Genomic DNA, 22,146 nt, shown 5'->3' with positions numbered 1-22,146 from the left:
ATGAAAATCCTCGTCACCGGCGGCGCTGGCTTTATTGGTTCCGCAGTCGTCCGACTTGCAGCGTGCAGGGGGCATGAAATCGTCAATTGCGATGCGCTGACCTATGCGGCCTGCCTCGACAATGTGGCCGAGGTGTCCGGCAGCGAATCCTACGCCTTCGAGCATGTGGACATTCGCGACCGCGCGGCGCTCGATGCGGTTTTCGAACGACACAAACCCGATGCGGTCATGCATCTCGCCGCCGAGAGCCATGTCGACCGTTCGATCGACGGCCCCTCGGATTTCATCGAGACCAATATCACCGGCACATTCAACATGCTGGAAGCCGCGCGGTCGTACTGGACCAAGGCGGGCAAGCCCGAAACATTTCGGTTCCATCACATCTCGACCGACGAGGTTTACGGATCGCTGGGCGCAGAGGGCATGTTCACCGAAGAAACGCCCTATGATCCCCGTTCGCCCTATTCGGCGAGCAAGGCCGCATCCGATCATCTGGTTAACGCCTGGCACGAGACATTCGGCCTGCCCGTGGTGCTGACCAATTGCTCGAACAATTACGGACCGTTTCACTTCCCCGAAAAGCTCGTGCCTGTGGTCATCCTGAATGCGCTCGCGGGTAAGGACATTCCGATTTACGGCAAGGGCGACAACATTCGCGACTGGCTCTACGTCGAAGACCACGCCGACGCGCTGCTCTTGGTTCTCGAAAAGGGTAAACTCGGCCGGAGCTATAACATCGGCGGCGAGAACGAGCGGACCAACCTCCAGCTGGTGGAGACGTTGCTGACCATCCTCGATGAGAAGCGTCCCAAGTCCCAGGGTTCGTACAAGGAACAGATCACCTTCGTCGCCGATCGGCCGGGGCATGATCAGCGCTATGCGATCGATCCGACCCGTATTCGCGAAGAGCTGGGCTGGCGCCCGTCGGTTACCGTCGAAGAAGGGCTCGAGAAGACCGTCCAGTGGTATCTCGACAATGAGACCTGGTGGCGCGCGCTGCAGGACCGCAAGGGGGTCGGCGAGAGGCTCGGCACCAAGGCATGATCCTCGTATTCGGGCAAACCGGTCAGGTCGCGTGCGAGCTGCAGGAACTGGCGCCCGAAGCGCAGTTCCTGGGTCGCGCGGACGCCGATCTGTCCGACCCGGCGGGCTGCGCGAGAGTGATCGCGGACTATCGTCCAGAGGTGGTGATCAACGCCGCCGCCTACACGGCCGTTGATCGCGCGGAGGAGGAGGTCGAGCTCGCCACGGTCGTCAACGGGGACGCTCCGGGGGCGATGGCCGAGGCCTGCGCTCGCTTGTCGATCCCGCTGGTGCATATCTCGACCGACTACGTCTTCGACGGCACGGGCGATGATGCGCGCAAACCGTCCGATCCGGTGGCTCCCGTCAACAGCTACGGCCGGACGAAGGAACTCGGTGAGCGCAGAATCCGCGAGGCGGGGGCCACGCATGCCATCCTGAGGACCAGTTGGGTGTTCTCGCCTTATGGCTCAAATTTCGTCCGGACGATGGTGCGACTGGGCGGGGAGCGCGAGGACCTGCGGATAGTTGCGGATCAGGTCGGCGGCCCGACCCCGGCGAAGGCCATTGCCGAAGCCTGTCTTGCCATGGCCGGAAAGTTGGTGGAAAATCGGGAGTGCAGCGGAACCTATCATTTTGCGGGCGAGCCCGACGTCAGCTGGGCCGATTTCGCGCGCGAGATATTCAGGCTTTCCAACATGGATGTGCGTGTGCACGACATTGCGACACACGAATTCCCCACACCTGCAACGCGGCCGGCAAACAGCCGCCTCGATTGCTCCGACATTGCCGTCCTTGGGATCGCGCGGCCTGATTGGCGTACGTCGCTGAAAGAAACACTCGATCTGATGGAGAAATCATGACCCAGCGCAAGGGTATCATCCTCGCCGGTGGCTCGGGTACCCGGCTCTACCCGATCACGATGGCTATCTCGAAACAGCTTGTCCCGATCTACGACAAGCCGATGATCTACTATCCGCTCAGCGTCCTGATGCTCTCGGGCGTCCGGGAAGTCGCGATCATTACGACGCCCGAGGACCAGGCGCAGTTCATCCGCCTTTTGGGCGATGGCAGCCAGTGGGGCATGCGTCTCGAGTACATAGTGCAGCCGTCGCCCGACGGGCTGGCCCAGGCTTACATTCTGGCAGAGGAGTTTCTCGCCGGCGACCCGTCGGTCATGGTTCTCGGAGACAACATCTTCTTCGGCCACGGCCTGCCGGACCTTTTGAAGGCGGCCAGCGAGCGCGAGAGCGGTGGCACCGTCTTCGGTTACCGCGTCTCCGATCCCGAACGCTACGGCGTGGTCGGCTTCGACGAAGCGGGCAGGGCGAACCAGATCGTCGAGAAGCCCCAGGTGGCGCCCTCGAACTATGCCGTGACCGGCCTCTATTTCCTCGACGGTGAAGCCGCAGCGCGCGCGAAGCAGGTGAAGCCTTCCGACCGCGGCGAACTGGAAATCACCACCCTGCTGGAAACCTACCTCGACGAGGGCTCCCTCTCGGTCGAGACGATGGGCCGGGGCTTTGCCTGGCTCGATACCGGGACCCACAACTCGTTGCTCGACGCATCGAATTTCGTACGCACCCTTGTCATGCGTCAGGGTGTCCAGGTCTCTTCACCCGATGAAATCGCCTTTCTCAATGGCTGGATCGACGACGAGGCCCTGACTGCTCGGGCCGACCTTTTTGGCAAATCCGACTATGGTCGGTATTTGCGCGCCATGATTTCCTAAGGGAGGGCAAGCCAGGCATGGCCTCCCGGATTTTTATTGTTGGGAACAGTCGCAGCGGCACGACGATGATGGCGCGCATCATCGCAGGTGGCAGTGATGCGGCGGATTTGCGCGAACTGCACTATATCGAGCAGATGGTAACGGGAGCGGAATTCGTTTCCGATGCTCCAATCCCTCGCGAAAAGGCCGCGCAACTGGCCAACAAGCTGATTTCGACCTTCCGCGACGGCTACTTCTTCGCCCGGGAAAAGCCCGAATATGATGACGATGTGCGGGCGATCCTGCCCGATCGTGGCGACGTGACCCATGCCGATGTCTACGATCACGTCACCCGGGCAGAAGCCGCGCGCATGGGCAAAGCCGTTCCCATCGATCAAACGCCGCGCAATCTGTTCTACATGACGGAAATTCTGGACCGGTTTCCCGACAGCCGCATCGTCAACATGGTACGCGATCCGCGCGATGTCCTGGCGTCGCAAAAGGGCAAGTGGAAGCGGCGGCGACTGGGAGGGAAAGAACATTTTCCTCTCTGGGAATCCTTGCGTAGCTGGGCCAACTACCATCCGCTGATCATTTCGAAGATTTGGCGCAGCGGGGTGGCTTTCGGTCGAACGATGGCGAATGACGAGCGCATTCTGACCGTTCGCTTCGAGGACGTACTCGGGGACCCAAAAACACAGGTGGCGATAATTTGCGAGCATTGCGAAATCGCGTTCGACCCGGCGATGCTCGAGATCCAGCAGGTGGGGTCGTCCAACGCAAGGGATGCTTCGGATGCTAGGGGAGTCGATCCCACCAAAACCGGTGGATGGAAGCGATCGCTGTCGCCCGCCGAAATCAGTATTTGCGAAGCTGCGGTGGGCGAAGAACTGATCGCCTCGGGTTACGAACCAAGCCAGCTTGGGACAAACCTGCTGTACAAATGGATGTGGTGGGCCATCTTGCCGATCAAGCTGAGCCTGGCGCTGGCCTTGAACCTACGCCGCATCCGTAGCCTCGGCAGCTGGGCCAGCAGGCGGTTTGCGAAAGCATGAAAGCCGAGCGTATCCTTCGAACTTCGGTTGTCAGCCTCGCCTTGAGAGCGATCAGTGCAGGTGTCACGTACCTCTTCCTGATCGCCTTGGCGCGGACGACTGACACGGCCGACTTCGGTATCGTGGGCACCATCATTTCGGCGAGCCTGCTGTTTTCGATCATTGCCAGCGCCGGACAGCGTATAGCCCTTTTGCGGTTCGTACCCGGTCCGCTCGCCAAGGGGGACCACCAACGATTGGGAGGCGTAACCAGTGCCTCCTTCCGCGTCGCGCTATTCGGTAATACACTGATGTACCTGCTCCTCGCGGGTTGCGTGGTGCTTGCGGGCCTGATGGGCCGGCTGGAGCACTGGGCCGCCATCGCCTGGGGCCTGCTTGTCGTGCCGCTGACAGGAATTATCGACATGCAGGCGCATTTGGCGCGGGCCTATCGCCATGTCGTTCTGGCGCTTGTTCCCAAGGATATCCTCTGGAGGTTTATCAGCGGGACCATTCTGGTGGCCCTGTTCTTCATGTGGGGCCAGAAGCCGCTGACATTGGCGATGGTGCTGTCGATTCTCGTAGGCGTGCTCGCGAGCCTGATTATCCTGCAGGGTTTACTGATGGGGGCGCGCTACCGGATTCCGTCTGCATTCGCGGCCGCGTTTGCGAAGGAGCGTCCAGAGCCGGGTTCGGACTGGCGGAACGCGCGCACACCTCTGTGGATCGCATCTGTGGCCGGTGTGGCGTTCAGCAATCTCGACGTGATCGTGGTCGGCTTGTTCCTCGGGTCGGAAACCGCCGCTTTGTATTTCGCAGCCAACAGGATTGCGATGATCCCAGTGTTATTTCTGGTCAGCCAGAATATTGCCCTCGGGCCTGCGTTCTCGATGCATTACGCATCGGGCCAGATGGACCGGGTCCACCGTGACGTGGTCAAGGCATCGCTGTTCACCTTCGTACCGACGCTTTGCACCGCAGCGCTCCTTGCAGTCCTTGCCGGTCCGGCGCTCTCGTTATTCGGGAGCGAATTCGGTGCGGCGCGCGATCCTCTGTACATCCTGCTTGCATCCGGCGTACTGGCGGTCGCCTTCGGGCCGAACGAGCTTGTCCTTACGATGTGTGGACAGGAGGCTGCCGCGATGCGCATCGCAGTTTGGTCGACCATTATCGGGGCGCTATCGATACTCATATCGACGATCTGGCAGACGGCGGAAGCTGTGGCGCTCGGCGTGTTCTTTGCGCAGTGTGTTATGCGAGGATTCGCTTGGCTTACCGCGCGTCGTGTGCTCGGATTTTCGGGCGATATCATCTCCGCGACCATCGTCCTATTGGGCCGGACACGCTCTCGCGCAGCCAGATGATTCCTCATCCATATTCGCTCTTCAGGAATTAAAGCCATGTTCGCGCAAATCGACAAGGAGATGATCGCCAGACGGAAGGGTAAATTGCTAGGCCGTGTTGTATCCTGGGCATTGATCGAAGGACGGCCGCTGACAACCAGGGGCCAATGGATCAATCCCCTCGTCTTCGCGCTGTACCGGGCCGCGCAGGTCTTTCCTCGCCGGAAGGGGAGCGATGCACCGATCATCGTCATCGGAACCGGGCGGAGCGGGACGACAGTTCTCGGCAAGCTTTTTGCCATGCATGGCGAAACCGTTTTTCTGAACGAACCCAAGGCTGCCTGGCATTTCATTCATGGCGAAGAGGATATCGCGGGATCTTATTCGACTGGTGCGGCCCGTGTGCGACTCGATTCAGGCGATGCAGAGCCGAGAATGGCAAAGCAGCTGGCGCACATTTACAGTTGGGCCATGCGATGGGGGATGGCACGTCGCGTGGTCGACAAGTATCCGGAACTCGTCTTCCGCATATCTTTCGTGAAAGAGCTGTTTCCGAAGGCGCGTTTCATCGCGATTATGCGCGACGGAGTTGATACCTGTTCTTCGGTCACGAATTGGTCGCGTCGCAACACCGATCTAGAGGGCGATCAGGTTCACGACTGGTGGGGGAGGAACTCTCGCAAGTGGCGCTTGCTGGTTGAACAGATAGTGCCCGAACATCCCGATCTCGCCCCGCTCGTGAGGCAGTTGACGATGGCGGACGACCATCGCGACCGGGCAGCGGTCGAATGGATCCTATCCATGCGGGAAGTCGCCGCAGTCGGTCGTGAATATCCTGACGAAGTGCTGGCGATCCGCTACGAAGACCTTTGCGTGAAGACCGAAGCCATATTGACCGAAATGTTGCAACATGCGGGCCTGTCGCCCGATCCGGTCTTCGAGAACTATGCCACAACGATCCTGTCGCAGACCGAACAGTACGCTCCCTTGGAACTCATGCCCGAACTGGTCGAACCGTTTCGCAATACCCTTGCGGAAATGGGCTACGGCGCCAGCAAGGATCGAGTGGTGGTGCGTAAGTAAGCGGCTCGCGGTGATAGGCTCCGCTTGGAAAGAATATTACTGAGATCGGGGCATTTACCCCGACTTGATATTCGCTCAGCTGGGCAGGTGCCTTGCCGTCGTTGGCGGAGGTTTGGCGCAGGCAAGTCCCAACGCCATCAGATAGAATATGATCGTCACCGTTTGGTAGATCATCGATGTCCCGAAGGTCGCCGCCAGAAGGAGCACCCCGAGATACACAGCGGTAAGGCGCTTGATCCCGCCCTGGCTTGTAATCATGCGCAATATCGGAAAGTGCCCAAACAGCATCAGGCAGAAGCCAAACAGGCCGATGAAGCCGAGTTGGACGAAGATCTCCAGCATGACGTTATGCATCTGGAGATCGAAGAGGCTGACGGAGGTCGTCTGGCCCGGCCCGTAACCCAAGAGCGGTTTGAGCAGAGCGGCATTCAAACTCAAAGCCCAGTTGGCAATTCGCCATTCCAGCGAATTGTTCACATATTGGTACTGGTACGAATCGGCTTCGAAATCGGTATTCTCGAAAAATTGAGGCAAGGTCGAAAGGTCGTCGAATCTGCCGGTAAAGTGGACAACCGCGACGGCAAACACAGCCAAAATAAGGAGATAGATCGGCTTCATCGTCGAGCCGACGCGCGAGATCCCGTAGAAAACTCCGATCAATGCGACCACCAGCCAGGCAGTGCGCGACTGGGTCAGCACGATTGTGAAAAGTGCGATGCCATAGAACAACCAAGGCAGAGGCTTGTTCAGCCGCTGCCTGACCACCTCGAGGATAACCACCGCGGAGGTAAGTTGCAGGGAGAAGGAGACCGGGTGGCCCGCCGTTCCGTAGACTCGCTCGGTAGCTGCGGCGGTCTGAGTGACGAACACGTTTCCGGACGCGATCTGATAGAGCGAAGCCAAAAGGCCCACCACGATGAAAAATTTGATGAACATGTCAGCGTGGCGCAGAACGAAACGTGGCTCACTTTGCGCCATGAGGAAAAAGACGGGCAGGAAGCAGGTGTAGAGTGCCATCTGCACGATGAAGGACCATGCCTGGGCGTTAGACAGGAGATCGTTGGCAAACATCGACACAAAGCATGCGCCGATGACGACGAACCAGCCCAGGAGCCATAGGGAGAATTCTCGCGGCCAGCGCAGCATGAGCAGGAATGCGATAAAGACAAAGCCGACAATCAGGAAGGTCGTCGCCTTCGAGGCGACGTCATATCCCAGTGTGTCGATCAGAGCACCCAGGATGCGCAGGTAGAGCAAGGCGAACATCGCCTGGATAGCACCGCGCGACAGCAATTGGGTTCTCTGCGCATGATAGGCCGACGGCGTCGCCGCGCGTGCAAAAGGTGGATTATTGGGAGTCGGCATCGGACCTACGTTTCGTTGGCTTGGTGCAATCTAAACTGTTTCGGTCTTGGAAGCCACACTGCAGAAGCGCTTGCCATGCGTGGAGCCGCCTCGCGGCCCGTGTGACGACAAGCGAGACCGGCTCGAGACCTGGGTCGGGCATCCGGCACGAGTGCTGGCTTTCCTCGCGGAATTTCCCAAGTCAAGGCTATCCATGATGTGCCGACCGATCCATCGAGGACGCATTAATGGTCGATGGCGCCAAGTCAATCGGCATGGATATTGGGCTTGCGGGGGGTTGGTTGACCTTTGGTTTACCTCACCTTAGACGGTCGCATGTCGCGCAGCACGGCGACATTCTCGAGGTCACTGTCTTTGCCTGCCCTGCTGTCGCTCAATAGCTATCACTATCGTCGCGGCGGATCCGATGCGGTCTACTTCGACCATGCGGAATTGTTCGCCGAAAACGGCTGGGAAACGCGTTTCCTGTCGATGCACCATCCGCGCAATCTCCCGTGCGACGATGACGCGTTTTTTGCCCGAATGGTCGATCACGAATTCGCCGAGGGTCTCGCGGACAAGCTGCGTATTGCGCAAGCGAGCGTCTACAATACAGAGGCAAAGCGGAAGGCGGCCGACATGATCAGGCAAACCCCGATCGACGTCGCGCATGTGCACTGCATCTATCACCACCTGACGCCGTCCGTCCTGGAACCGCTCGCCGAGGCCGGTATCCCGATCTTCCTGACTGCACACGATCTGAAGATCGCTTGTCCGGCTTACACCATGCGAAACGGCCAGGGAGAGATTTGCGAGCAATGCAAGGGTGGGCGCTACTACAACGCGTTGAAGAATCGCTGCACCAAGGGATCGCGCATGGCGAGCGGCGTGGTCGCGCTCGAAGCCTATGTGCACGACCGTCGCAAATCCTATGCGAAGCATCTTGCGGGCGTCATCGCCCCGAGCCGCTTCCACGCAGCGAAGCTGGCGGAATGGGGCTTCCCCGCAGAGCGCATCCACTACATTCCGAACTTCACGCGCAAGATCGACCCGGTGTTCGCCAAAGGGTACCAGGCGCCCATCCTGTTCTTTGGACGCTTATCGGTCGAGAAGGGAATCGATACGCTAATTGAAGCGGCGAAGCTCGCGAACGTCCCGGTGGATATCGTCGGCTCCGGTCCCCACGAGCAGGAATTGCGGGCGCGTGCCCTCCGGATCGGTGCGCCGGTTGCTTTCCATGGCCGCCAGGACGGAGACAAGTTGTGGCAATTTGTCGGTCGGGCCCGGGCGGTCGTCCTGCCGAGCGAATGTTATGAAAACGCACCGTTGGCTCTGCTTGAGGCCTTCCAGTTGGAAAAGCCGGCGATCGGGGCACGGATAGGCGGTATCCCGGAACTGATCGAGCCGCCCGAACACGACGCTTGCGGCTGGCTATTCCGTTCGGGCGACGCCGGAGACCTCGCGAAGACATTGGCCATGGTCGCAGATGCCGACGATAGCGAGTTGCGTGTTCGCGGGCAGGCGGGCCGGGCGCTCGCGCTCGATCGTTTCGACAAGGAGTCCTACTACCGGGCAGTCTCCGACCTTTACGAAACCTCGGGCGTCCTTCTTCCTGCCACCGGGGGCTAAGATCTTGCATCTGAATATCTTGGGCATCCGCGGTATTCCCGCCGCGCATGGTGGCTTTGAAAGTTTCGCAGCGAAGTTCGCACCCTACATGCGTGACCGAGGCCATTCTGTGCTCGTCTACTGCCAGGCCGACGCTCCCAACAACGGGCTGTCGCAATGGGAAGACGAGTGGGAGGGCATCCATCGCGTGCACTTCGTGCCCAAGCGTTCTGGCGCGGTAGGCACCATGGAATTCGACGCCGCATGCGTGCGAGACGTCCTCAAGCGACCGGGCATCGACCTCGTGCTCGGTTACAACACCGCGCTGTTCAATTCCCCCGAACGGCTGCGTGGCCGGAAGATCGCCATGAACATGGACGGCATCGAGTGGAAGCGCGACAAGTGGAGCCTGCCTGCCAAGGCGTGGTTCTTCCTCAACGAGGTCGCCGGCGCAAACCTGTGCGACGTTCCGATTTGCGACCACCCCGAGATCGCGAAGCACACCGCCCGTCGCAGCCTCCGCAAGCCGGTCATGATTCCCTATGGCTCGGACAGGATCGACGATGCACCGGCCGAACTCATCGCCGGCCTCGGTATCGAGCCCGATGGCTATTGCGTTTCGATCGCCCGCATCGAGCCCGAGAACTCCATTCTCCAGATCGTAGAGGCATTCTCCGCCAGGCCGCGCAAGATGAAGCTGGTCGTGCTGGGCAAGTTTGATCCGGACAACGCCTATCACAACCGGGTCAAGGCCGCGGGGGGCGACCAGGTCCTGTTTCCGGGCGCTATCTACGACTTGCCGACGGTGCAGGCACTTCGCTACCATGCGCGCGCCTATCTCCATGGCCATACCGTGGGGGGTACGAACCCGTCGCTCGTCGAGGCGTTGGGGGCCGGAAATGCCGTCATCGCGCATGACAATCGATTCAATCGGTGGGTCGCGGGGGCGGAGCAGTTCTACTTCGGCGACGCAGTCTCGTTGGAAAATATCCTCGTCTCGGTCGACGATGGCTCAGCGAAGCTCGAGCAGGCGAGGGCTGGGGCACGCAAGCGCCATGCCGAGGCGTTCCGGTTCGATATCATTCACGAGGCCTATGAGCGGGTCCTGATCGATCTGGCCGAACGGGCCTAGCTTCGCAGGAAACAAAAAAGCCCGCCGATCCGGCGGGCTTTTTCATGCCTCGAGAGGCTTCGATGGTGGGCGTACCAAGGTTCGAACTTGGGACCCCTACGATGTCAACATAGTGCTCTACCACTGAGCTATACGCCCGCACCATCGAGTGCGCCCTTGCGGGGCAGGCGGGCCCTTTAGCGAGGCTTGGAAAACCGCGCAAGGCCCTAATCGCACTTAATACAGGCGCGCGCTCACCGGGTCCTCCAACACGCGCTCCACCTCGAGCACGAGATCGCGTAAATGGAAGGGTTTCGACAGCACCTTCGCGTGCGGCTGCTCGCGGCTGGCCTTGAGCGTGACCGCGGCGAAGCCGGTAATGAACATCACCTTGGTGTCGGGGCTGACCTCGTTGCAGCGCTGGGCCAGTTCGATCCCGTCCATCTCGGGCATCACGATATCCGAGAGCAGGAGATCGTAATTGGCCTCTTCAAGAAGGGGAAGGGCATCGGTGCCCCGATCGACAGAATCGACCGCGTAGCCGGCCTTGGCCAGGGCACGTTCGAGGTACACGCGCATGGCGTCGTCGTCTTCGGCCAGCAGAATGCGCGGAGGCTGGTTTTGCGTCATTGCGCATCTCTAGCGCGCGGGTTTTAAAAAAGCATGTATCCAAAACGATCATTGTTAACGCGATGGCAGGGCGGTTGGGGTGGGGGCGAAAGGCGCGCCGCCAGGGGGCATACGAAACACCGGGCGGCGCGCGCGAGCGATTCCGGACTTGATTAATGCGGGCATGCGCCCGACGATGATGCGATGGACCACACGCGGGCAGAACCATGGGCTGGCGCCGAGCATTTGTCCGGCGGTAAAATCCCCGGCCTGAATTTACCTTCGTATCGTCTCTGGCGGTTCGGCGAATCCGCGATCCCCGTGATGATCGCCGCACCGCATTGCGGCCGTTCCTATCCAGACGACATGCTGGCATCGCTGCGAGAACCCGAGGACGCGCGTTTGCGTCTCGAAGACCGGCACATCGATGCGGTTGCTGCGCCGGTCGCGAGTGCCAATGCGGCCTCGCTCCTGCTGGCGCAGGCACCGCGCGCGATGATCGACCTCAATCGATCGGTCGATGATATCGACTGGGGCATGGTCCAGGGCGCGAAGCCCAAGCCCGTGCGGCACAGCCTCGCGAACCGCCGGTCGCGCAGTGGCTTGGGCCTCGTTCCCCGGCGCATCCCGGGGATGGGGGAAATCTGGCGCAGGCCGCTGACGAAGGCCGAACTCGACGCCTGGATAGCCGGCATTTACACCCCCTATCACGCGGCGCTGGGAAGCGAGCTCGAGCGTTTACGCGATCGCTGGGGCGTCGCGCTGCTGATCGACCTCCACTCGATGCCGCCGCTGAAGCGAAGCCATCCGCAGGACCGGCCCGCGGAATTCGTGATCGGCGACCGTTTCGGCGCCTCCTGCGATCCCGGGCTGGTCGACCTCGCGCTGCGCTATCTCGCCACCCACGGCCGCCGCGTGGCGCACAACCGGCCCTATTCGGGGGGCTATGTGCTCGACCGCTACGGCCAGACCGCGCGCGGCATCCATGCGCTGCAGATCGAAGTGTGCCGCAGCACCTATCTCGATGCGCGGCTCGACCAGCCCAGCGCGCGCCTGACCGCGATCGTGAAGCTTCTGGGAGGCCTGGTCCGCACTCTGGGTGCCGAGGCCGCGACCATGGCGCGCCGCGGGCCGATCGCCCAGGCAGCGGAGTAACCGCCCAAGAAAAAACCACCTCGCGCAAGAAGCGCGAGGTGGCCAAGGTTCAGGGAGGAAATGCACTCGCGTGCATCTGCCGAGCGGGCCATGAGGGGAGGCCCGACCGGCAATGTCGAAATAGTTGTCGCTTCTCGGGCTTTCAAGATGAGAGCAGCACACAAACCGCTGTGACCCATCGCACCTATTGCCCGTTTGGTCGGCTATCGCGGGGTAGGCTGGGCCAGCAGCACGATGCCCGAACCCGAGAAGCGCGCATCGGCGACATTCTCGAGCAGAACGCATTCGCCCAGCGCCAGGATCCCTCCATCGACCGAAGGCTCGCCGGTCAATGGCAGGGCGAGGGCCGGGCCGCATGCATCCATCGTGGGCGTCTCGTCGGCGCGGATGCAGAAGAGCGTGAAGTGCTCGCCCTCGACCAGGACGGGCCCTGAGTCTTCCAGCCTGGAGCGCAGGTGTGGGGGATAGGGCGTGGTGACGGCCGCCTCGAGCGCCTCGTCGAGATGGAGCGGGCGGGGCCTGCCGTAGTCGTACAGCCGGAAAGTGATGTCGGAGTTCTGCTGGATTTCGACCAGGTTCACCCCGCCCCCGATCGCGTGGACGGTCCCCGGCGGAATATAGAACACATCGCCCTGCGAAACCTTGTGCCAGGCGAGCAGCTCGACGATCGATCCGTCCAGCGCGGCTTTTCTGGCGTCCTCGATCGCGACTTCGCGCGTGAATCCCACCGCGATTTCCGCATCGGCCTCGCTGTCGAGGATGATCCAGCATTCGCTTTTGCCGCTGGGCCCCAGCCGCAGAGCGCGCGCCAGGTCGTCGTTCGGATGGTTCTGGACCGACAGGCGCTCGCTGGTGAAAATGTATTTTGCGAGCAGTTCGGGGAGTTGCGCGGGCGGCTTGAACCAGACTTCGCCGATCCGCGCTTCATGCCCGGCACCGAATTCGGGCGGGAGGCGATCGACGCCCCAGACCTTCTGGACGAATTTCCGCGAGAGCTTTTCGGTCATTGGTGCCGGCTTCTGCGGGCATTGCCCACCTGCTGGGCGGCATCGCGGGAGGCGACGAGGACGTCGTCGCCATCGACCACCACCACCACGTCGCTGACTCCGACCACGGTCACGAAGGGGCCGTCGCTATCGATCATCGTTCCTTGGGAATCGATGATTTCCCCTTGTCCCGCGATGACGTTCGCCCCGTCGGCGGGTTTCCTGTGATCGTAGATCGCATTCCAGTTGCCGATGTCGGACCAGCCGAACGTCGCGTCGACCATCGCGGCTCGATCGGTATTTTCCATGATCGCGTAGTCGATCGATTCGCCTGCGATCGCCGCAAAGGCCTCGTGATCGGGCCGCAGGCAGGAGCCGGAGCGTTGGGCCGCGGCATGGGCCTCTTCGACCCGGCGTGCCATGTCCGGGCGGTGAGTGGCCAGTTCGTCGAGGAATTGGCCCGCGGGGAGGGCGAAGATACCGCCGTTCCAGGCATATCCCCCGTCAGCCAGGAACCCCATGGCGGTTTCGAGCTCGGGTTTCTCGACGAATTTCCGTACCCGATAGCCGCCTTCCAGAGCTTCGCCGCGGCGCAGATATCCGTAGCCGGTCTCCGGCGCTGTCGCCGAAATCCCGAAGCAGACCAGCCAGCCGGCGTCCGCCAGCTTCGCTGCCGCGACTGCGGTATCGCGAAAGCCCTCGGCATCGGCGATGAAATGGTCGCTCGGGCAGACCAGCATGACGTCGTCGGGATCGACGGAATGGGCCGCCAGCGCCACGGCAGGTGCGGTGTTGCGTCCGGTGGGTTCCACGATGAAGGTCGCATCGGGAGCAATGTCGGCCGCCTGAGCGCGCGCATGGTCGAGGTGCTTTTCGCCGATCACCACGATGGGAGCGGCAAATTCTCCGCGATCGGAGCAGCGGGCGAGAGTGTCCTGATAGAGCGTGCGTTCGCCGAGAAGGGGCAGGAACGGCTTGGGCTTGGCGGCCCGGCTGCGCGGCCAGAGCCGCGTCCCGCTACCACCGCACAAAATCACCGGGACGATCCGGCCCATCCTCTTCTCCCTGCCAAGTCACTGCCATATCGGGATTCGCAGCCTGGAGACAGGGCTTAGTTGGTCGGACGCACCGGCAGCAATTGCGTGAAGTGCGTTTTCCAGTCGGCTTTGCCATTCGCGTCGAGAGCGGCCTCGATCTTCGGCAGTTCCGCCTCGATGAACTCGACGCGCTCATCCCAGCCGTCGTGGTCGCGCGAACGGAAGATCCATCCGCCATGCCGGGGGCCCCAGGTGCGCATGAAATGGACCGCCGCTCGCGGATCGTAGCCGGCGTTCTGCAGTATCCAGGGCATCAGGCGATCGGCATCGCGTTCGGACAGGCGAACCAGCTTTCGTTTCCAGCCCGTCTTGTCGAAGGTCTGCGGGTGGCGCAGGATATTGTGCGCCATCTCGTGGGCGATGGCCGCGGCAAAGTCGGCTTCCTCATAGGCGAGGCCGGGGAATTTCTCGCCCACGAGCACGCGGTCGCCGTCGGCCGCCGCGCTGTCCTTGGAATCGACCAGTTCGAAGCGGGTCGGACAGGCGGGGACCCCCTCGATCGTCGCGCTTTGCGCCGGCATGCCTGCGGATTGCCAGCCGATCTCGACCGGGCCGCGCGCCAGCGCCTCGTCGATAGCGTCGCGCAAGGCGAAGGACCGCTTCCACCGCGGGTCGGTCTTCGGCCAGTGATCGGCGATTTCCTTGCCGTCGATGGCCAGGATGGTGTCGTTCTGGAGCATGCCCGCCCGCGCGGCCGGCGATTGTGGCGCGACGGCCTGCGCGCCGATGTCACCGCTCAGATGGAACAGCGTGCGCACGGCGGCGGGATTGCCGTAGCTGTCGGCGTCATGGATCAGCAGGCCGGACACCCGGATCGCCCGTTCGCAGAAGGGGGCATTGGCGGTCGCCAGGCGATAGCCGACCTGGAATAGCCGCGTTTCGCTTTGCTGAAAGATTTCGAGCGGCACCGGTGCGCGGTCTGCCGTCTCGATGGTCCCTTCGGCCCATGCCGGACCGGCCGCCGCCAGGAGCGCGGGCAGCAGCAGCGGGCAAAGGGCCAGGCGCGCGCGAATCGTCCTGATCCGCGCGCGTCTGGGTACCGGATCAGGCAGTGGGGACACCGGCGGTCGCGGCGTCGGGCAGGGGAACCTTGCCCTGCTGGAGCTGGCGGCCGAAGATGGTGCGCATCATGTCCATCGAGAAGATCTGCGCCCAGATCAGCGGCAGCAGGCCGTTTTCGGTCCATTTGCGCAACTGGTCGCCGCGCAGTTCGCGCAGCTTTTCCTGATTGATCATCTGGAAGCCGCGATAGACGAAGGGCTTATCATTGCCTTCCTGAGTGATGGCGATTTCGCCTTCCATCAGCAGGTCGTGATCCTTCAGTTCTTTCATGAAGGCCTGCGTGCGCTGGCCGGCCTGCTCGAACTGCTCGCAGAATTCGAGGATCTGCTTGGTGCCGTCGCTGGGTTCATCGTTCTGGAACAGCGGCTGGCCGTCTTCGAACTCACCGATGTTGTCGGCGGTCGGATCGAAGCACAGCGACAGGTCGTCGCTGTCGGGCTTGAGACGGGCGAGCATGAAGGGATAGCGGCGGACATAGGCCGGGATGTAGATCTGCTCGGTGACGGAGCCTTCCTCGTCGACGAAGGTGTTCACGCCATCGTTGAGGCCCATCAGGGCGAGCGGAACGGCGTCCGGGCCGGTCGAGAAGACGATCGGCATGTCGCGCTGGGCCTGGACGAATTCGTCGACCGTGAGCGGCACTGCGTGCTGCTTGGCGAGCCAGGGAGCCTTGGTCATCGGACGCGAGCGATAGTTCGCGTGGTCCTTGCGGTTGAGCGGCATCAGATCTTTGAAGAAAAGGGGCAAGTTGGGCTGCGGCGCGCTGGCCATGGATCTCTCCGAAATTCGATTGGGTTGGGCGATATGCCCGGGAGGCACACGCGCGAAGCGCGGGCTTTACGGCGTTGCGCCGTGGGGTGCAAGCGGCACGAGCTTGCCCGGATTGAGTATCCCCAACGGGTCGAGCGTTCGTTTGATGGAGCGCATCAGAGCGAGCTTCACCGGGTCGCCCAGCCGGGCGAGTTCGTCGCGCTTGACCTGACCGATTCCGTGTTCGGCGCTGATCGAACCGCCGAATTCGGTGACGCGGTCGTGGACATAGGCGCTGATCGCCTTGCCGTCGCTTGCCTCCCATTCGCCGCGCGTCGCGCCGCGCGGGGCGAGCACGTGGAAATGGATGTTGCCGTCGCCGAGATGCCCGAACCCGAATGCCTGCGTACCGGGGAATCGGTCTTCCACCTGAGGCGCAACGATTTCGACGAACTCGGCCATCCGGGCGACCGGCACCGATATGTCGTGCTGCATCGCCGGGCCGATGGCGCGCTCCGCCGGGGCGATGCTGTCGCGCAGCTGCCAGAAGGCTTCGGCCTGCGTTTCGCTGGCGGCGATCACCGCGTCCTCGACGAGGCCGCGATCCATCGCGCTCGCAAACACGGTTTCGACCAGGTCGTCGAGCTTCTCCGCCTCGTCGTTCGTGCCGACCAGCTCGACCAGCGCATGCCAGGCATGCTCTCCCGAAAGCGGGCTGCGCGCGTCGGGGAGGTGGGCGAGCACCGCCTGCAGGCAATGCGCGGGAAGCACTTCGAACCCTTCGAGCGCGTCTCCCGCGGCTTCCTCGCAATGGAGCAGGAGCCGCCGCGCCGCCGCGATGCTCTGGAGACCAACCCAGACGACCCGGCGCTCGCCGATCGCCGGGAGCAGGCGCAACGTGGCCGCAGTGACGATCCCCAGCGTACCCTCTGAGCCGATCAGCAGCTGCTTGAGGTCGAAGCCGCGATTGTCCTTCTTCAGCGGGACCAGGCCCGAGAAGATCGCTCCATCGGCGAGCACCGCTTCGATCCCGAGCACCTGCGCGCGCATGGTGCCGTGCCGCAGCACCTGCGTGCCGCCGGCATTGGTCGAAATGAGCCCGCCGACGGTCGCCGAACCCTTGCCGCCCAGCGTCAGCGGAAAACGCAGGCCTTTGGCCTCGACCCTGTCGTGCAGGGTCTGCAGGATGACACCGGCATCGCAGGTGATCTGCCGCGCGGCGGGATCGAAGTCGCGGATGGCGTCCATCCGGCGGAGCGAGAGGACCACGCTGGCACCGGTTTCGTCGGGCGTGGCGCCGCCCGACATGCCGCTGTTGCCGCCCTGCGGGACTATCGGGACGCGGTGCTCGGCGCAGAGCCCGACGAAATCGGCCACTTCGCGGGTCGAGGCGGGGGAGGCGATGCCCAGCGCCTTGCCGGTATAGCGCCCGCGCCAGTCGGTGAGCCAGGGCTCGACCAGTTCGGGATCGCAGGTGAAACCGCGTTCGCCGAGCAGTTCGGTGGTGGCGCGACGAAAGGATTCGATATCGGTCATCGCGGACATCCTGCCACATCCCGGCCGGCGATTGCCACCACTTGCCATCGGTCGCAGAACAATTAAGCCCGCATTCAAGCGCCGGGGAGCAAGTGGCAATTCCGTTTGTTTCCCGCGGGTAACCAGACTTTCGGCCGAGGACCGTTCGTAGCTAGACAATGTCCCTGCTTTCTCCCCTGATCGCCATGCTGTTGGCACTGGGCGCTCCGGAAAGCGCAGCGACGGGCGTCGACGTGGAACAGGCAGGCGCAAGCGGGAATGGGTCGGCAGGTTCTCAAGCCCTGGCGGAGCAGGATCCGCTATGGTTCGGCGTGCTCGACGAAAACGGCGATCCGGTCGCCAACCAGGTCCGGATCGAGCAGCGCGTGATTCTGCGAATCAGTCCGCAGCCCGGCCGGTTGCGGCGCGATTTCCTCGCCGACCTGCCGCGCCAGCCGCTGCCGACGCGGCTCGTCGAGCGTCCTTACGGGAAGTGCCTCAGCGTGGGCGACATCGTCGGCGTGGCCGATCGCGGCACGCGCCTGCTGATGTATATGCGCAACCGCCAGATCATCTCGGCCGAGCTCGAAGATGCCTGCAGCCCGCGCGATTTCTACCTCGGCTTCTATGTCGAAAAGAACTCCGACGGGAAGCTGTGCGTCGGGCGCGATCGGCTGCTTTCGCGCGCCGGGGCCAAGTGCCGCATCTCCAATATGAGCCGCCTGGTTGCGGGCAGCGCGGACGACTGAAGCGGTCGTCGCGCCGATTTCTTGACTTTTCGACCAATTCCGGCGAAGGGCGCGCCTAGCCGATGCCGCGCCCGCGCGGCTTTTCTTCGGCCTTTGTTCCAGGGACAGTTTCGAACCGCATGACTTTCGCCGATCTCGGCCTTTCCGAAGACTTGCTCAAGGCAGTAAGCGACGCCGGCTACACGACGCCGACCGATATCCAGCGCGAGGCGATTCCGCCTGTGCTGATGATGAAGGACATCATCGGCATCGCGCAGACCGGCACGGGCAAAACCGCAAGCTTCGTGCTGCCGATGATCGACGTCCTGGCAAGCGGCCGTCGCCGCGCGCTGATGCCGCGCTCGCTGATCCTTGCGCCGACGCGCGAACTCGCGGCGCAGGTCGCCGAGAATTTCGAGAAATACGGCAAGAACCACGACCTCAAGCTCGCGCTGCTTATCGGCGGCGTGCAGATGGGCGACCAGGTCAAGGCGCTGAACGAAGGCGTCGACGTGCTGATCGCCACGCCCGGTCGCCTGATGGACCTGTTCGAACGCGGCAAGATCCTGCTCAACGGCTGCGAGCTGCTCGTCATCGACGAGGCCGACCGCATGCTCGACATGGGCTTCATCCCGGATATCGAGTTCATCTGCTCCAAGCTTCCCGAAGCGCGCCAGACAATGCTGTTCTCGGCCACCATGCCGCCGCCGATCGAGAAGCTGGCCAAGAAGTTTCTCAACAATCCCAAGCGGATCGAAGTGAGTCGCGCGGCGACGACGAACAAGGACATCACCGCCTTCAAGGTGCCGGTGGAAAGCCGCAAGAAGCGGGAAACGCTGCGCTGGCTGCTCGACCACGACCACGTGGAAACCGCGATCATCTTCGCCAACCGCAAGACTACCGTCCGCGAGCTCAACAAGAGCCTGCAGAGCCACGGCTTCCGCAGCAGCGAGATTCACGGCGACATGGACCAGTCGAGCCGGATCAAGGAACTCGAGCGGTTCAAGGCCGGCGAGGTGAACATCCTCGTCGCCTCCGACGTCGCCGCCCGCGGTCTCGACATCAAGGGCGTCAGCCACGTGTTCAATTTCGACACGCCCTGGCACCCGGACGATTACGTCCACCGTATCGGCCGTACGGGCCGGGCAGGGGCCAAGGGCCGCGCCTTCACCTTCGTCGCGAAGGAAGATGCCGAGGCGATCGACAATGTCGAGAAGCTGACGGGCGCGAAGATCAAGGTGTTCGGCAAGGAAGACGTCCGCGTCGAACTGGTGGAACGGCCGACCGAGCGGGCGGAGGAAAAGCCCAAGCGTGCGCACAAGAAGCGCGAGGAGGACGAGCCGCGGGACGAAAAGCCGGCCCGCAGCAAGCCGAAGGCGAAAAGCGAGCCGCGGCGCAAGCGCGACTCGGACGATGCGCCGGTCGCAGCGGGCGAATGGAACGGTCCTCGTCCCGGATTCCTCGACATTTCGGCGACCTGATTTAACGGCTTTCTAACCACGTCCGCGCCATGTGGTGGCGCAATGGAAATCTTCGCCCATCACGCGCAGGTGACGCTGGCCATGCTGGTCATGACCGGCACGGCATTCGGCCTGCTGGCGCTGCTGGTAAAGCGGCGGGCGATCGGCGCGGCGCTGGCGCGGGTGCATGGCGAGTTCACCACCAATCTCGGCCTGCTGCTGTTCAATGCCGTGCTGTTCGGGCCGCTCTTCGCCCTACCCGAAGGCGCCATTCGCGACCGCCTCGTCGCGCTTCCGGCGCTGGGCCGCTTCTGGAGCGGTCTCAACGAAACTGCCGTGCTGCTCTGTGCCATCCTGGTCTACGATTTCGTGGTCTATTGGCGGCATCGCGCCGAGCACCACAGATGGCTGTGGCCGATCCATGCGACCCACCATGCGGATACGGCGCTGCACTGGCTCTCGGTCCATCGCAAGCATCCGCTCAGCAAGCTGCTCAGCATGCTGGTCGATATCTGGCTGCTGTTCCTGCTCGGCTTCCCGGAATGGGCCATCGCCGGCGCGGCCTTCCTGCGCAGCTGGTGGGGCTTCTTCATCCATGCCGACGTGCCATGGACTCTGGGAATCTTCGGCAAGGTTCTGATTTCGCCCGCTGCGCACCGCCTGCACCACATTCGCGACGAGGCGCTGATGGGAAGCAATTACGGCAACACCGTGACGCTGTGGGACAAGCTCTTCGGGACCTATGTCGATCCGGAGCCCTATCTCGATTGCGAGACGGGGATCGCCGAGGGAACGCGCGGCTTCCTCGGCGAACTCGGGCGACCGTTCGAACGACGCTACCGCCCCCGCGCGGCAGCGGAGGCGGCAGCCGCTACGCCAGCGCCGCGAGCTGGTACATGATCTCGACATAGCCCATGGTCGCACCGGTGATCCCGGCGACCTTGGGATTGGTCGATTCCACGACATAATATTCGTCCGGCGCATGCGCGCCCGAACCATGCCCGAGACCGAAATGGCCGGCGGGGATGCTCACCGGCGGGGCGGTGAAGGTCGCGCCCGGCCACGAGCCGGCAAGGCGCGGATTGAGCCTCGCCTCGACCCCGAGCGCCTCGTAGGCGGCCAGCTCGGCGCGAATGAGCGCGCTGTCCTCCGCCGTTTCGGTCGGATCGTAACCACCCGAAACATTGACCTCGACATCGGGAAACCCCTGCGCGTCGAGATGCGCGCGCAGTTTGCGGACCGCTTCGTCGCGGGTCTGGTTGGGCACCAGGCGCAAGTCGAGCTTGGCCACGCCGCGCCCGGGCAGCACCGTCTTGCCGCCGGGGCCGGTGTAGCCTGCGACGAGCCCCTCGATATTGACCGTCGGCTGCTCGGCGAGGCGGATCAACGCGTCCTCGAACGACAAATCATCGATCCAGTGGGTGACGCCGAGGCTGGCCTTGGTCAGTTCCTCGTTTCCGGCGGCAGCGGCCTGCCTGACCAATGTCTTCTCGCGCTCGGTCAGTGGGCGCACGTTCTCGAACCAGCCGTCGATCGCGACCGTATTGCCGTCGGGCGTGACCAGCGTGTTGAGCGCATGGACCAGCCGCCAGACGGGCGAATCGACCGCGGCCTTCTGGCTCGAATGGATATCGCCCTTGGGACCGCGGCCCCAGCTCTCGCCGCTTGCCACCAGTTCGAGCTCGACCACGCCCTTCGAGCCCAGATTGACGTTCACCGCTCCGGTCGGCCCCTGCCAGCTCGCCGGAATGAAGATGCCGGCGCATTTTTTGAGCGCGGCGAGCACGTCGGGCGTCTCGGCGATCTGGCGAAAGTGCGGGCTGCCGATCTCCTCCTCGCCTTCGCAGATCAGTGCGATATTGACCGGCGGCGTCACGCCCGCCGCCTTCATCGCGTGGAGCGCGGCGAGGAAGATCGCCTCCGGCCCTTTCTGGTTGACCGCGCCGCGGCCCATGATCGCCTTGCCCCATTCGGGCATGTCGACGATCGCAGCCTCGAGCGGGGGTGAGCGCCACTCGGCCGGATCGAACTGCTTGACGTCGTACATGAAGTAGATGCCGAGCGTCTGCGGCGCGCCATTGTCCATGAAGCCGACCACGCCGGGCACGCCGTCGGTCGGCACCTGCCTGACCCCGGTAAAGCCCGCCGCGCGCGCAAGCTCTTCCATATAGGCCGCGCCCTCGGGGACGTTGCGGTTTTCCGCGGCGATGGTGGGCAGCGCAATCCAGTCCTGGATCCGCTTGATATCGGCCGCCCGGTTAGCGGTCGCTGCCGCCTGGATCGCGGCGCGGGCATCGCTTTGCGCGAAACCGACCCGGGGGAACAGCGCCGCCCCGGCGCCAAGGAGCATGGACGAGCGCAGCAGGCTGCGGCGGCTGGTATCGGAAGCGAGCAGTCGGTTCATGATAGTCCCCCTTGGTACGGGGCAATCATGACGGTGCAGGGGAATGGGCGCAAGATGGAGGGTGTGGCCTTTGTTGGACCGCTCGCCACGTCTCGCGAAAACCGTGGCCTTCGCATTTCCCTG

At 63.0% G+C, this 22,146-nt stretch carries 20 protein-coding genes and 1 tRNA gene; 12 read left to right on the top strand and 9 right to left on the bottom strand.

Translation table 11 applies throughout. The annotated features are described in order from the left end of the window. From rfbB to ACN4E0_RS13040, 6 genes are read left to right on the top strand one after another with little or no spacing between them, the layout of a single operon-like run. Nucleotides 1–1,044 (top strand): dTDP-glucose 4,6-dehydratase, encoded by a 1,044-nt coding sequence (gene rfbB / locus ACN4E0_RS13065; RefSeq protein WP_419568497.1) that lies wholly within the window; start codon nt 1–3, stop codon nt 1,042–1,044. Further along, the gene (rfbD, locus tag ACN4E0_RS13060; protein WP_419568495.1) at nt 1,041–1,886 is read left to right on the top strand and encodes a dTDP-4-dehydrorhamnose reductase; all 846 of its coding nucleotides are present in this window, start codon (nt 1,041–1,043) and stop codon (nt 1,884–1,886) included. Before rfbB ends, rfbD begins: the two co-directional genes overlap by 4 nt. Beyond that, nucleotides 1,883–2,755, top strand: a complete 873-nt coding sequence (gene rfbA, locus ACN4E0_RS13055; RefSeq protein ID WP_419568493.1) for a glucose-1-phosphate thymidylyltransferase RfbA — start codon at nt 1,883–1,885, stop codon at nt 2,753–2,755. The genes rfbD and rfbA overlap by 4 nt, the downstream gene beginning before the upstream one ends. Nucleotides 2,756–2,772: 17 nt before the next feature. Then, entirely contained in the window at nt 2,773–3,789 is a 1,017-nt protein-coding gene (locus ACN4E0_RS13050) for a sulfotransferase family protein (protein ID WP_419568491.1), read from the top strand. Continuing rightward, nucleotides 3,786–5,132, top strand: a complete 1,347-nt coding sequence (locus ACN4E0_RS13045) for a lipopolysaccharide biosynthesis protein (RefSeq protein WP_419568490.1) — start codon at nt 3,786–3,788, stop codon at nt 5,130–5,132. The genes ACN4E0_RS13050 and ACN4E0_RS13045 overlap by 4 nt, the downstream gene beginning before the upstream one ends. A gap of 36 nt (nt 5,133–5,168) precedes the next feature. Continuing rightward, nucleotides 5,169–6,194, top strand: a complete 1,026-nt coding sequence (locus ACN4E0_RS13040) for a sulfotransferase family protein (RefSeq protein ID WP_419568488.1) — start codon at nt 5,169–5,171, stop codon at nt 6,192–6,194. Between the two features lie 75 nt (nt 6,195–6,269). On the opposite strand, the gene ACN4E0_RS13035 is transcribed toward ACN4E0_RS13040, so the two are convergent. Continuing rightward, nucleotides 6,270–7,559 carry an O-antigen ligase family protein gene (locus tag ACN4E0_RS13035; protein ID WP_419568486.1) on the bottom strand — a complete coding sequence of 430 codons (1,290 nt, stop codon included), beginning with the start codon at nt 7,557–7,559 and terminating at the stop codon, nt 6,270–6,272. Between the two features lie 315 nt (nt 7,560–7,874). Here ACN4E0_RS13035 and ACN4E0_RS13030 point away from each other — a divergent pair, with 315 nt between their 5' ends. Together ACN4E0_RS13030 and ACN4E0_RS13025 are read left to right on the top strand one after the other, a co-directional pair. Beyond that, nucleotides 7,875–9,167: a glycosyltransferase family 4 protein gene (locus ACN4E0_RS13030; RefSeq protein ID WP_419568484.1), complete on the top strand. Its 1,293-nt coding sequence runs from the start codon at nt 7,875–7,877 to the stop codon at nt 9,165–9,167. Between the two features lie 4 nt (nt 9,168–9,171). Beyond that, nucleotides 9,172–10,278 (top strand): DUF1972 domain-containing protein, encoded by a 1,107-nt coding sequence (locus tag ACN4E0_RS13025; RefSeq protein WP_419568482.1) that lies wholly within the window; start codon nt 9,172–9,174, stop codon nt 10,276–10,278. Between the two features lie 63 nt (nt 10,279–10,341). On the opposite strand, the gene ACN4E0_RS13020 is transcribed toward ACN4E0_RS13025, so the two are convergent. Next, nucleotides 10,342–10,416 (bottom strand) — tRNA-Val (locus ACN4E0_RS13020). A 78-nt stretch (nt 10,417–10,494) separates the two neighbouring features. Further along, entirely contained in the window at nt 10,495–10,887 is a 393-nt protein-coding gene (gene cpdR, locus ACN4E0_RS13015) for a cell cycle two-component system response regulator CpdR (RefSeq protein WP_419568481.1), read from the bottom strand. A gap of 183 nt (nt 10,888–11,070) precedes the next feature. Here cpdR and ACN4E0_RS13010 point away from each other — a divergent pair, with 183 nt between their 5' ends. After that, entirely contained in the window at nt 11,071–12,021 is a 951-nt protein-coding gene (locus ACN4E0_RS13010; RefSeq protein ID WP_419568479.1) for an N-formylglutamate amidohydrolase, read from the top strand. A 203-nt stretch (nt 12,022–12,224) separates the two neighbouring features. Here the strand turns inward: ACN4E0_RS13010 and ACN4E0_RS13005 are convergent, their stop codons facing one another. The 5 genes from ACN4E0_RS13005 to ACN4E0_RS12985 all read right to left on the bottom strand — a co-directional run bounded on the left by ACN4E0_RS13005 (nt 12,225) and on the right by ACN4E0_RS12985 (nt 17,452). Beyond that, nucleotides 12,225–13,028: a class I mannose-6-phosphate isomerase gene (locus tag ACN4E0_RS13005; RefSeq protein ID WP_419568477.1), complete on the bottom strand. Its 804-nt coding sequence runs from the start codon at nt 13,026–13,028 to the stop codon at nt 12,225–12,227. Continuing rightward, nucleotides 13,025–14,062 carry a mannose-1-phosphate guanylyltransferase gene (locus ACN4E0_RS13000; RefSeq protein WP_419568475.1) on the bottom strand — a complete coding sequence of 346 codons (1,038 nt, stop codon included), beginning with the start codon at nt 14,060–14,062 and terminating at the stop codon, nt 13,025–13,027. The genes ACN4E0_RS13005 and ACN4E0_RS13000 overlap by 4 nt, the downstream gene beginning before the upstream one ends. A gap of 56 nt (nt 14,063–14,118) precedes the next feature. Next, nucleotides 14,119–15,165, bottom strand: a complete 1,047-nt coding sequence (locus tag ACN4E0_RS12995; RefSeq protein ID WP_419568473.1) for a PDZ domain-containing protein — start codon at nt 15,163–15,165, stop codon at nt 14,119–14,121. Continuing rightward, a complete protein-coding gene (locus ACN4E0_RS12990; RefSeq protein ID WP_419568472.1) occupies nt 15,149–15,937 on the bottom strand; it encodes a SapC family protein in 789 nt (262 codons plus the stop codon). The genes ACN4E0_RS12995 and ACN4E0_RS12990 overlap by 17 nt, the downstream gene beginning before the upstream one ends. 66 nt (nt 15,938–16,003) lie before the next feature. Beyond that, a complete protein-coding gene (locus ACN4E0_RS12985; protein WP_419568470.1) occupies nt 16,004–17,452 on the bottom strand; it encodes an FAD-binding oxidoreductase in 1,449 nt (482 codons plus the stop codon). Between the two features lie 158 nt (nt 17,453–17,610). Between ACN4E0_RS12985 and ACN4E0_RS12980 the strand changes: the two genes are divergently transcribed. From ACN4E0_RS12980 to ACN4E0_RS12970, 3 genes are all read left to right on the top strand, one after another. After that, nucleotides 17,611–18,180: a hypothetical protein gene (locus ACN4E0_RS12980; protein ID WP_419568469.1), complete on the top strand. Its 570-nt coding sequence runs from the start codon at nt 17,611–17,613 to the stop codon at nt 18,178–18,180. A 119-nt stretch (nt 18,181–18,299) separates the two neighbouring features. Then, the gene (locus tag ACN4E0_RS12975; RefSeq protein ID WP_419568467.1) at nt 18,300–19,640 is read left to right on the top strand and encodes a DEAD/DEAH box helicase; all 1,341 of its coding nucleotides are present in this window, start codon (nt 18,300–18,302) and stop codon (nt 19,638–19,640) included. A 42-nt stretch (nt 19,641–19,682) separates the two neighbouring features. Next, a complete protein-coding gene (locus ACN4E0_RS12970; RefSeq protein ID WP_419568466.1) occupies nt 19,683–20,519 on the top strand; it encodes a sterol desaturase family protein in 837 nt (278 codons plus the stop codon). On the opposite strand, the gene ACN4E0_RS12965 is transcribed toward ACN4E0_RS12970, so the two are convergent. Beyond that, on the bottom strand, nt 20,491–22,023 hold the full coding sequence (locus tag ACN4E0_RS12965) for a M20/M25/M40 family metallo-hydrolase (protein WP_419568464.1): 1,533 nt from the start codon (nt 22,021–22,023) through the stop codon (nt 20,491–20,493). The genes ACN4E0_RS12970 and ACN4E0_RS12965 overlap by 29 nt on opposite strands. Nucleotides 22,024–22,146: the final 123 nt, after the last annotated feature.

Source organism: Qipengyuania sp. (assembly GCF_048550555.1).
Classification (GTDB): domain Bacteria; phylum Pseudomonadota; class Alphaproteobacteria; order Sphingomonadales; family Sphingomonadaceae; genus Qipengyuania.
Note: the sequence above shows the minus strand (reverse complement) of the source record. Positions and strands in the feature narration are given on the sequence as shown.